11 protein-coding genes are annotated in these 10,886 nt (G+C 68.0%); 3 read left to right on the top strand and 8 right to left on the bottom strand.

Features of this window, described 5'->3' with window-relative positions; all coding sequences use genetic code 11:
* Nucleotides 1-90: 90 nt before the first annotated feature.
* Nucleotides 91-975: a universal stress protein gene (locus AC0685_RS43225; RefSeq protein WP_478230820.1), complete on the bottom strand. Its 885-nt coding sequence runs from the start codon at nt 973-975 to the stop codon at nt 91-93.
* A 389-nt stretch (nt 976-1,364) separates the two neighbouring features.
* On the opposite strand from AC0685_RS43225, the gene AC0685_RS43220 reads away from it, so the two are divergent.
* Nucleotides 1,365-2,726 (top strand): hemolysin family protein, encoded by a 1,362-nt coding sequence (locus AC0685_RS43220; RefSeq protein ID WP_478230819.1) that lies wholly within the window; start codon nt 1,365-1,367, stop codon nt 2,724-2,726.
* Entirely contained in the window at nt 2,723-3,751 is a 1,029-nt protein-coding gene (locus tag AC0685_RS43215; protein ID WP_478230818.1) for a hemolysin family protein, read from the top strand. Before AC0685_RS43220 ends, AC0685_RS43215 begins: the two co-directional genes overlap by 4 nt.
* A 54-nt stretch (nt 3,752-3,805) precedes the next feature.
* Here the strand turns inward: AC0685_RS43215 and AC0685_RS43210 are convergent, their stop codons facing one another.
* The 7 genes from AC0685_RS43210 to AC0685_RS43180 form a co-directional block, all read right to left on the bottom strand.
* Nucleotides 3,806-4,060, bottom strand: coding sequence for an alpha/beta fold hydrolase (locus tag AC0685_RS43210; RefSeq protein ID WP_478230821.1), 255 nt, complete (start codon nt 4,058-4,060; stop codon nt 3,806-3,808).
* A 24-nt stretch (nt 4,061-4,084) separates the two neighbouring features.
* A complete protein-coding gene (locus tag AC0685_RS43205) occupies nt 4,085-4,960 on the bottom strand; it encodes a helix-turn-helix domain-containing protein (RefSeq protein ID WP_478230817.1) in 876 nt (291 codons plus the stop codon).
* 9 nt (nt 4,961-4,969) lie between these two features.
* A complete protein-coding gene (locus tag AC0685_RS43200; RefSeq protein ID WP_478230816.1) occupies nt 4,970-5,812 on the bottom strand; it encodes an alpha/beta fold hydrolase in 843 nt (280 codons plus the stop codon).
* 375 nt (nt 5,813-6,187) lie between these two features.
* The gene (locus AC0685_RS43195; protein ID WP_478230815.1) at nt 6,188-7,441 is read right to left on the bottom strand and encodes a beta-ketoacyl-[acyl-carrier-protein] synthase family protein; all 1,254 of its coding nucleotides are present in this window, start codon (nt 7,439-7,441) and stop codon (nt 6,188-6,190) included.
* A complete protein-coding gene (locus AC0685_RS43190; protein ID WP_478230814.1) occupies nt 7,438-7,866 on the bottom strand; it encodes a cupin domain-containing protein in 429 nt (142 codons plus the stop codon). The genes AC0685_RS43195 and AC0685_RS43190 overlap by 4 nt, the downstream gene beginning before the upstream one ends.
* On the bottom strand, nt 7,863-8,198 hold the full coding sequence (locus AC0685_RS43185) for a TcmI family type II polyketide cyclase (protein ID WP_478230813.1): 336 nt from the start codon (nt 8,196-8,198) through the stop codon (nt 7,863-7,865). Before AC0685_RS43185 ends, AC0685_RS43190 begins: the two co-directional genes overlap by 4 nt.
* 90 nt (nt 8,199-8,288) lie before the next feature.
* On the bottom strand, nt 8,289-8,942 hold the full coding sequence (locus tag AC0685_RS43180; RefSeq protein WP_478230812.1) for an SDR family NAD(P)-dependent oxidoreductase: 654 nt from the start codon (nt 8,940-8,942) through the stop codon (nt 8,289-8,291).
* A 243-nt stretch (nt 8,943-9,185) separates the two neighbouring features.
* Here AC0685_RS43180 and AC0685_RS43175 point away from each other — a divergent pair, with 243 nt between their 5' ends.
* Nucleotides 9,186-10,601: a peptide MFS transporter gene (locus tag AC0685_RS43175; RefSeq protein WP_478230811.1), complete on the top strand. Its 1,416-nt coding sequence runs from the start codon at nt 9,186-9,188 to the stop codon at nt 10,599-10,601.
* The last annotated feature ends 285 nt before the right edge of the window (nt 10,602-10,886 follow it).

The following is a 10,886-nucleotide window of genomic DNA, read 5'->3' as shown; positions in this document are numbered from 1 at the left end:
GGACCTTCGCAAGCCCAAGTTTCCCTTACAGGACAGGCACTTCCTCCATTTCACGACCAGATCTACATCACACTGCGTGAAAGACGCAGGCTAGCGGTGCGGTGGGACAACCGCCACTGGGCAGGCAGCGTGGTGGATCAGGGCTTGCCCGGTGGAGCCCAGCAGCAGGCCGCGGAACCCTCCGCGGCCGCGGGATCCGACCACGACCAGTTGGGCGCTGGTGGCGTGGTCGAGCAGAATGTGGGCCGGGCGGTCGCGGGCCACGACCTGCTCGACCGGCACATCCGGATAGCGTGCCTGGCATTCGGCCAGCCACTGGCTCAGTAGTTTCGACTCTTGTTCCTGGATGGACTGCCAATCCGTTGTCAGTTCCCAGGCCGTCGCGATGGGCAGGTCGCTCCAGGCGTGCACAGCCACCACCGGCACGTTCCGACAGGAGGCGGCTTGGAAGGCGAAGGGGATCGCCGCCTGATTGGCCGGTGACCCGTCGACGCCGACCACGACTGGGCCGTCCGGTGGGGGTTCGCTGTGCGGGGCCGGTTCTCGGACGACCACGACCGGGCAGTGTCCGTGCGTGGCGACCGCGACGGCGATCGACCCGACGACCAACCCGGTGAAACCGCCCAGTCCGCGTGAGCCGAGTACCACCAGGTCGGCTGAGGCTGAGCGGCCGATCAGTTGTTCGGCCGCCCAGCCGCCGGTCATTTCCGTATTCACCTGCACGTCGGGTGCTGTCCTCCGGGCTTCGGCGGCAGCTTCCGCGAGCCATTCGCGGCCCTGTTCTTCCAGGGCGTGCCGGTAGGGCCCGAGTGCCATCGCGTGCGGCACGGCGACGGGAACGAGCGCGCACACGTGCACGATCAGCAGTGTCGTGTCACGTCGGACGGCCTCGCGTGCGGCCCAGCGCACGGCTCGCCCGGCCGAGGCCGATCCATCCACCCCGACCACGACCGGCCGATTCGCAGCATCAGTCATCAGAGTCCTCTCCTCGAGCCGGTCCTTTGTGGATGGCGCCGCGGCGGGAGATCGGTGGTGCCCAGTGCTACGCCCTGTTTGCCCGGCTGGTTCCGATGATGGGGGGCCGGTGTAGGCGTTGAGTAGGGACGATGGCCGTCGAGCGACGGGGACTTTCGCCTCACCTCACGGTGCGCCGCCTCCCCAGATGGCGGCGGGGCGGAACTTCGCAAAACGCTCAGTCGTCATACTGGGTGCCGGCCGAACTCGACTGACATCCGAAGTGAGAGGATCATGGACCCCTCCCGAAGTACGGACAGCGTCCTTATCGGACGCTGCCCTTCCACGTTGTTGATTCTTGTTCGCCGCACGCGCCCTCCCGGTGACCGTTTCCCGGTGGTGACGGCGCGATGATGACGGTGTTGACCATCCTGCTCGGGATGGTCGTGGTGCTGCTCCTGACCGCTCTGACCGGCTATTTCGTCGCTCAGGAGTTCGGTTACATGGCGGTGGACAGGTCTCGGCTGAAGGCCGCGGCTGCTGCCGGTGATGTGGGTGCCGAGCGGGCCTTGGGGATCACGCGGCGGACCTCGTTCATGTTGTCGGGTGCTCAGCTGGGGATCACGGTGACCGGCCTGTTGGTCGGGTATGTGGCCGAGCCGCTGGTCGGTGCCGGGATCGGTGAGCTGCTCGGCGGCGTCGGTGTGCCACAGGCGGTCGGGGTCGCGGTCGGCACGGTGCTGGCGCTGCTCTTCTCCACCGTGGTGCAGATGGTGTTCGGGGAGTTGTTCCCGAAGAACCTCGCGATCGCGCGGCCGGAGCCGGTCGCGCGCTGGCTGGCGTGGTCCACGAAGCTGTACCTCGCGCTGTTCGGGTGGCTGATCCGGTTGTTCGATCATGCCTCGAACCTGCTGCTGAAGATGTTGCGGATCGAGCCGGTGCACGATGTGGAGCATGCCGCGACGGCGCGGGATCTGGAGCACATCGTGGCGGAGTCGCGTGACAGCGGGGATCTGCCGGTGGAGTTGTCGGCGCTGCTGGACCGGACGCTGGATCTGCACGAGCGCACCGCCGAGCACGCGATGATCCCCCGGCCGCGGGTCACGACCGTGGCGGCGAACCAGCCGGTCAGCGAGGTGCTCGCGGTGATGGCCGGCGGGCATTCCCGGCTGCCGGTGGTCGGCGAGGACATCGATGACGTGATCGGGGTGATCTGCCTGCGTGATGTGCTCAGGTTGGACACCGAGGCCGCGGCGGGGTCGCCGGCGCGGGAGGTGGCCCGTCCGACGGTGATGGTGCCCTCATCGCTGCCGCTGCCGAGTGTGCTGGAGCTGCTGCGGGCGGAGGGTGAGGAGTTCGCCTGCGTGGTGGACGAGTACGGCGGGCTGGCCGGGGTGATCACCCTGGAGGACATCGCCGAGGAACTCATCGGGGAGATCACCGACGAACACGACCCGGCGGGCGCCGACGAGGCGACCGCCGGCGCGGACGGGTGGACCTTGTCCGGGACGACGCACATCGACGAGGTCGAACGACTACTCGGGCACGATCTGCCCGAGGGCGAGTACGAGACCATCTCCGGGCTGGTCATCACCACACTGGGACGGCTGCCTGAACCGGGTGAGAGCGTGACCGTGGACCTGCCCCGGACGGCGGGAGCCGAGGACGACGAACCGGATCGGCAGGTCGTCATCACCGTGCGCTCGGTTGAGCGGCATGTCCCGCACACGGTGACGCTGCGGCTGCTGCAGGCCCAGGAGGTGGCCCGATGACCGGGATGAGCACCGGTGCGGCGCTGGCCTTATCGGCGTTGATCGTCGCCTTGAGCGCGTTCTTCGTCGCGATCGAGTTCGCGTTGGTCGCCGCCCGCCGCAACCGGCTGGAACAGGCGGCCGAGACCGGGGTGGCGGCACGTGCCGCGTTGCGCAGCGCGCGGGAGTTGTCGTTGCTGCTGGCCGGATCACAGCTGGGGATCACGTTGTGCACGCTGGCGCTGGGTGCGATCAGCAAACCGGCCGTGCACGAGATGATGACCCCGGTCATGGAGGGGTGGGGCCTGCCCGCGGTGACCGCGGACGTGGTCGCGTTCGTGCTGTCGCTGATCGTGGTGACGTTCGTGCACCTGGTGGTCGGTGAGATGGCGCCGAAGTCGTGGGCGATCGCGCATCCGGAGAAATCCGCGATTCTGCTGGCGATTCCGATGCGCGGGTTCATGTGGCTGACCCGCCCGGTGCTGGTCGGGTTGAACGGCGTCGCGAACTGGTGCCTGCGGCGGGTCGGTGTGCAGCCGGTCGACGAGGTCAGCGCCGGCCGCGGCCCGGACGCGCTGCGGCAACTGCTGGATCACTCCGCGCAGGCGGGCGCGCTGGACGCCGGGCGGCATGACCGGCTGGCCACTGCGCTGGAACTCAACACCCGCCCGCTGCGCGAGGTCCTGCGGCCGATCCAAGACGTCGCGGTAGTGCCGCCCCAGGCCACGGCCGAGCAGATCAAGACGGCCGCGCGGACGAGCGGCCATCTCCGGCTGGTCGTACGGGATCAGGACCGGACGGTGGGCGTGGTGCATGTCCGCGACGCCCTGACCCCGCCCGCCGGGACGACCGCGGCGGACCTGATGCGGCCGGTGCTGACCCTGCCGGCGGAGACACCGGTCTACGCGGCGCTGAGCACGATGCGCGACACCCGCAACCACCTGGCGCTCGTCGGCACCGGCGACGAGCCGATCGGACTGGTCACCCTCCACGACCTGCTCGACCAGCTCCTCCCGGCCGACAACCAGGTCGCGACGGCCGGGTAATTCGTCACGAAAGGCGGGGCGGGACCAGGTCTTGGGTCTCGCCCCGCCGGGGTTTCAGGTGGCGAGGAAGTCGCGGATCTTGACGCTGATCGCCGCCCAGTCCCGGCTGAACCAGATGAAGTGGCTCTCGGCTTCGCTCTCGATCAGGGTGCTGTGCTGGATCGTCGAGGCGAGGGCTTCGGCGTGGGCGAAGGGCACGGATCCGTCGTGGCGGCTCGCGATCACCAAGGTGGGTTGTGCGACTTTCCCGCGCCGTCGCGTCGGGTGGTGAGGTCGTTGCGGAAGCCCTGACGTGACCGCATCCGGCAGAACAACTTGATCAGTATCCGGCGGTCATCGGCGGACAGCGCCGCTGGCTGTTGCAGGGTTGCGGGTCGGTGATGATGCGGGCCACGCGACGTCGTCTATGGCGAGCCACGGCGCGACGGTCACGACCGAGGGTGTGAGCCCGGTGAACGCCTTGACCTCGCGGTGGAGGTGGGACTGGTCGACGTAGCCGCACTCGGCGGCGACGCTCGCGGCGGTACGACCGGCCGCGAGGAGGTGGGCGGCGTGGTCGAACCGCACCAGTCTGATGGCGCGTTTGGGGCTGATTCCGAGCTGGGACCGGAAGCGGGACCACAGGCGCTTGCGGTCCCAGCCGACCTCTCCTGCCAAGCTGTCGACCTGTATCCGCCCGCGGCTCGTGAGCGTCCGCCGCCAGGCGTGGGCGACTCCCGGTTCGACCGGCGTGCGGGCGCGCATCCGTTGGCCCACGACCTCCGCCGCGATCCTGAACCGTTCATCCCATGACGCGGCGGCACGCAACCGGTCTTCGATCCGCCCGGCGTCGCGACCCCAGACGTCCGCCAGGGGCGCCATCGTCCCGCTGAGATCGGGTGCCGCGTCGAGCACCCCGGCCGCCACGTCCGGCTCCAGCCGGATCTGGAGACATTCGCCCACGCGGCCACCTGCCCGCAGATCGCCGGGCATGAGCCCGATGACGACACTGCCGCACTCGCGCCGGCCGCCGCTGTCGCAGACGACGCCCTCTCCCTCGCTCAGGTCGATGAGCACGGTGACGGATGGGTGCGCGACCATGGCGATGTCCACGGAAGCGGGGAGACTCTGGCGGAACCCGGCCATGCTGATCCCCGGCAGCCGATCCCACCGGCGCGGAACCGCGATGTCCACCGCTTTCCAGTCCGGCGGTGTTCCAGTCGACAGCACACGACCAGTCTAGGGATCGGGGACCTTGGGCGGGGTGTCGACGGTCCGTTCCCGCGAGGTCCAGCTCAGCAGTAGGTCGCTGATCGCCTCGGGCGCCTCGAACGTGGGGAGGTGTCCGACGCCGGACAGCAGTTCGATCCGAGCGTTGGGCACCACCTCGTACTGGCGCACCGACGCCGGGTCCCAGCGAGGGTCGGCGGCACCGAAGACCGCCAGCACCGGAACGGTGAGGGCGGCGAGACGATCGGGCACACCGCGCTCGGCGATGTACTCGGTGTTGCGGCGCAAAATCGTCCTGAAGGTGCGGTACGAGATCTGCTTGAGATCGGCGACCGCGTCGTCGGGTACGTCCACCGGGCGAGCGGCCGTTGCCCCGATTCCCTTGCGAATCATCGCGTCCGAACGCCTCGGCCAGATCAGCGGGCCGAACGGCGGGCCCAGCAGGATCCGAAGGATCAACGGCTGGGGAAGCAGCGCGCCGGGATGCGGGCCGCAGCTGATCAACGCGACCGAGCGCACCAGGTCGGGGCGCTGTTCGGCGAGGGCGGTGGCGACGTAACCGCCACTGGAATGCCCGACAACGGTGACCGGACCCCGGCCGAGCTCGTCGAGCACCGCCGCCACTCCGCTCGCCTGCGCGGGCACGTCGTAAGACGGCGAGGGTGGGGACTGGCCACAGCCCGGGAGATCGACCCGGATGACGTGGTGGTGGCCGGCAAGGGCCGGGACCACCGGGCTCCACAAGGCGCCCGACGCCCCCGATCCGTGGATGAGCAACAGCGGCGGCGCCTGCCGCGGGCCGTCGTGCACCACGTGTATCCCCTGCGAATGCTCATCACCGTTCTCACTCATACGAGGATGGTGCATGGTCACCGACCATCCGGTCTTGGACAAATGTCGCTCAACGTGAGCGTGCCCAGGGCGACCGCTATGTGTGCCGTGTCCGCCACACTGGTGTCGATAAGGCGCCTGGCTTGGAATCCAGGCTTAATCGCCGATGTTCGCCGGCCCTGCCAAGGTGGGAGCGGTGGCAAGCCAGCCTCACGCAGCAATGTATGGCGCGGCGCGGATACTTCAATTGGGGTGTTCTGCAAGGCTGTTGTGGTGGTCGACGCGGCCCGCGTCCGGTCGCCGAGTCGACACCGAGTCGAGTGTCGCCGCACTCCGCGATGCAGTCACCGTGCGGTGGCAGCGCGGTGTCGACTTGTTCTCGTTCAGGGGAGGCCTTCACACCTTGGTCAGGACGGCGGCGCTCTGGAAGCCTCCGAATCCGCTGCCCACGCTCAGCACCACGTCCATCTTGTGCTCCCGCGCCGTGTTCGGCACGTAGTCGAGGTCGCATTCGGGGTCGGCGTTGTGCAGGTTCGCGGTCGGAGGAACGACCTGATGGTCCAAAGCCAGCGCGCAGGCCGCCAATTCGAGAGAGCCGATGGCCCCGAGGGAGTGTCCGATCATCGACTTGATAGAGCTCACGGGGACTCGATACGCGTGGGCGCCGAGACTGCGTTTGAACGCGGCGGTCTCGTGGCGGTCATTCTGTTTCGTGCCGGATCCGTGCGCGTTGACATATCCGACGTCGGTGGGGTCGATTTCGGCCTGCCGGAGCGCATGTGTGATCGCCTCAGCCATCTCGGCACCGTCGGGTTTCAGCCCGGTCATGTGGAAAGCGTTGCTGCGGCTGGCGAAACCCGATACCTCGGCATAGATTCGCGCTCCACGGCGGCGGGCCTCGGTCTTGTCCTCAAGAACCAGTACAGCGGCTCCCTCGCCGAGCACAAAGCCGTCCCGATGCGCGTCGAAGGGGCGCGAGGCGTGAGCAGGGTCGTCGTTGTTCGCCGACGTGGCACGAATCGCGTCGAAACAAGCGGACGTGATCGGTGACAGCGGAGCGTCGGTGGCACCCGCGAGCACCACGTCCGCCGAGCCTTCCCGGATCAACGCCGCTCCGTGCCCGACGGCGTCGAGACCCGAGGTGCACCCCGTCGAGATCAGTGCCACAGGCCCCTCGGCGGCCACGTCCTGTGCGACCTCGACGGCGAGCGTGCTCGGAACCATGTAGCCGTAGAGATGAGGAACGCCATAGGTGTGATCGACCAGCCACCGCCTGCCGTCGTCGGCCAGCACGGCGTACTCCTCCTCCAAGCCCATCGTGCAGCCGACCGCGCTGCCGATGGCGACAGCCACCCGTTCCGGCTCGAGCGCGTCCAAGCGCAACCCGCTGTCTCCCACCGCCTCCCGGGCCGACACGACCGCGAACTGGGCGGCGCGGTCCATCCTCCGGATCTCCTGGGCGGACAGTCCGGCCGCGGCCGGGTCGAAGTCCGCCTCCGCGGCGATCCGGGACCGGAAACCGCCGGCATCGAACAGAGAGATCGGGCGCGTGGCGGTCCGTCCTCCGGACAGGAGGTCCCAGTACGCGGTGCTGCCCAACGCGCCGGGCGCCACGACGCCGATACCGGTGATGACGGGCGTCCTCTTCATCGGGCCGCTCCGACGTCGGGGCCCGGCTGATCCGGATGTGCCGGTGCTTCGGTGTCCACATGGCCGAGGTCGGGTCTCGGAGCCAGTGGTGACAAGTGGAACACCACCTGTGCCGGGGTCTCGCCCACGTTGACCAGCCGATGACGCACGCCGATCGGCACGAGAAGTGATTCCCCTGCGGCGAGCCGTACCGCCTCGCCGTCCAACTTCATCTCAAGATCGCCCGTGATGACGTGCAGGAACTCCTCGGAATAGGGGTGGTAGTGCTCGGTGACCACCTCACCGGCGGCCAGCCACAGCAAGCCGCCGAAACCCGAGGTGGATCCCACGGTCTTCGGACTCAGGGTGACCCGGATGTCACCACCGCGTTTGCGATTGGACGCGACATCCTCGGCGCGCACCTTCGTCGGCTGGGTCGTCGTCACGTGGTCTGCCCCTTCTCGGTGGTCCATACGTAGATCGGGTCGGCCATCGCGTCCTTCGGCTCCTGCCAGCCTGGGTCGTACGGCGAGACCAGTTCGGCGAGCGTGGTGTTGAGTTTCTGGTACAGCGGGTGTTTGCGGGCTTGGTACAGGCTGGGCGAGATGTCCTCGCCGGCTTCGACGAGATGGAAGTACAGGTCGTGGAAGGTGAACAGCGTTCGTCGTGACACACCGATCATGTGCGGCAGTTCGGTCGCGTCGGATTCGGCGAAGGCGTCGGCGATCTGCTGTGGATTGTCGGTCCGCAGCTTCGCCACGATCAAGGTGCGGTGCACGGTCGTCCCTTCTGATCGGATTTCGCGGACCAGCCGATGATTCCCAGAGGCGATGGGGAACATCTGAAGTCGTGCTCGACACGCGGGGTGCTACCAGGGGGCTGGCCGTCTGTTCCGGAGGAGTGTCCCGGAAGGTCCGTCGTCGGAAAGTGTTGCGGCATGGACGATGTCGTCCGCGGACTCCTTCACGAATCGCCGCGCCGACGGCATCATCCTGGTCCGCGTCGGCCCTGGGTTCACCGCGTTCACGAGCACCCCGGTGTCCTTCGTGTGCGCTGCCAGCATCGTGGTCAGCCCGTTGACCGCTGTCTTCGACACCGAATAGCCGGGTGCGCCGGTAAAGAGCCCTCCGTCGAAGGTTCCGGTCCCGCTCGAGACGAAGACCACTCGGCCCCATCCTCTGCTGATCATCCCCGGGACGAAAATCTGAGCCACCCGCCAGCCGCCCAGCAGGTTCACCGCCAGGGTGCGTTCAACGAGATCCAGCGACACGGACAGCGGATCGGTGCCGCCGTCGAGCAGGACACCCGCGTTGCAGATCAGTACATCGACCGCGCCGACCTGCTCCGCAGCCCTTCGTACGCTCTCGGCGTCGGTGACGTCCAGCACCTGGGCCCCGTTCGTCCCTCCGGCCTGTCGTGCGGTGGGCACGACCCTCAGCCCCCGCCGGGAGAGTTCGGCGGCGACGGCTTGCCCCAGCCCTCGGTTGGCTCCGGTGACCAAGGCGGTGCGTTGTTCGGCCATGGTGCTCCTCACTACCTGACTGAATGTCCGGAACACCATGGCCGGGAAGTGTGAGACGCGGCTGGTGCCGTGGTGGAGCCGGGCACCGGGGCGGATCAGGAACCCAGGGATTCCCCAGGCCTCGTCGGTATCCCTTTCTTCGCATGGCTTCCGGCGGAGGGACAGGGTGTGGACGACGCGGCGGTGCCCACCACACGGGCCGAGCGCGGGACGCGGGACGACCGACCGGTCGGCGTGAGGAGAATGCCTCGCTGGTACGTGACTCTGTTCACGAGCGATGCGATGGAGCGGTTCGGTTTCTATGGTCTGCAGGCGATTCTCGTGCTGTATGCGTCGGCGCCGGCGGAGCGTGGGGGCCTCGGCCTCGCCATGGCGGACGCGGCGGCCTTGTTCGGGGCATGGATCGGATTGATGTTCATGTTGTCGCTTGCAGGCGGCTGGGTGGGTGACCGCTGGCTCGGCAACCGGACCGCGCTGCTCGCGGGCTGTGCGGTGAACGTCGTCGGCTACCTCCTCCTGTCCATTCCAGCCGGATGGACGGCCGCCGTGGCGCTGCCCATGCTGGCGATCGGGGGCGCCGTCTACAAGCCGAACCACCAGGCGATGATCAACATGATGTTCGGCGGCAGCCGGAGCAGGGAGGCCGGCATCTCGCTGATGTACGTCGCTTCCCAGGTGTCGGCGTTGCTCGCACCGTTGATCGCCGGCTACCTCGGCGAGCGGGTCAGCTGGCATCTCGCCTTTTTGGCTATCGCCTTGGTGCTCCTGGCCACCACGGTTCAGCTCCGGGTGACCTCCGCCCAGTTCCACGGTGTCGGTGCCACGGCGATCCGGCCGCTCGACGCGCCGGAGCGTCGGACGCTGATACGGCGGCTGGCCCTGTTGTGCCCGGCGGTCGTGGTGGTACTGGCGGGGCTCGCGATCGCTGGTCTGCTCAGCGCCGTCGTGGCGATCGGATTGATCGGGCTGCTCAGCGTGGTGACACCGATCATCTGCTATGTCCGGCTACGAGCCGATCCAGCGCTGGAATCGGACGACCGCAGGCGACTGACCTTCTTTCTGTTCGTGTACTTGGGTTCCGCGCTGTTCTGGATGATCGTCGCCCATGCCGCGTCACTCCTGAACCTGTTCGCGAGGGATCATGTCGACCTCGAGGTGCTCGGGTTCGTCATGCCCGCGAGCTGGTTGCAGGCGGCGACCCCGTTGTTCATTCTCCTGTTGGCGCCGGTGATCGCCTCGGCGTTGCCACGTTGGGGAGGACGGCACAATGTCGGCACCAAGTTCAGTGTCGGCCTGCTTCTTGTGGGCGCGGGCTTCCTGGTCATGTCGGTGGCCACTTCGCTGGTGAGCGCCGACGGCACCAAGATCTCGCCCTGGTGGATGGTGCTCGTCTATCTGACGCACGCGTGCGGGGAAGTGATCATCGCGGCGGTGACGATCTCCGCCGCGGCGGACGTGCTGCCCGCGGGATTTCTGGGGCGAACACTGGGGATGCTGTGGCTGTTCGCCGGTCTGGGCGGCGGCATCGGCAGTGGCGTGGTCCGGCTCAGCACGGTCATGCCGGAACCGCTCTACTACTCGCTTCTCGGCTCGGCCGCGATCCTTTGCGGGGTCGCCTTCTGGGTGGGGCGCCACGCACTGACACGCGGTTTGTCCTGACGCGACTCACCGCGAATTCGTGAACCTCTGGGTTCCTGTTGAGGGGAAGGTCAAATGCTGCGTGCTGGAGGCCCGGCCTGCCGGGCTGATCGCGTCCCCACTGTCTACAAGGGACACAAAAACACCCCCGTGTGCCCGTTTTGGGTGCTTTGCGCGGAGGTCGTGAGTGGCGTTTCGGGTTAGAACCCGAAACACCACCCCCAACCCCCCCCCCCCCCCACCCCCCCCCCCCCCCACCCCGACCACAAGCGCAGACCTGAAGAGCACCCCCCTCCCCCCCCTCCC

The organism is Amycolatopsis sp. NPDC043889 (assembly GCF_056435645.1).
Note: the sequence above shows the minus strand (reverse complement) of the source record. Positions and strands in the feature narration are given on the sequence as shown.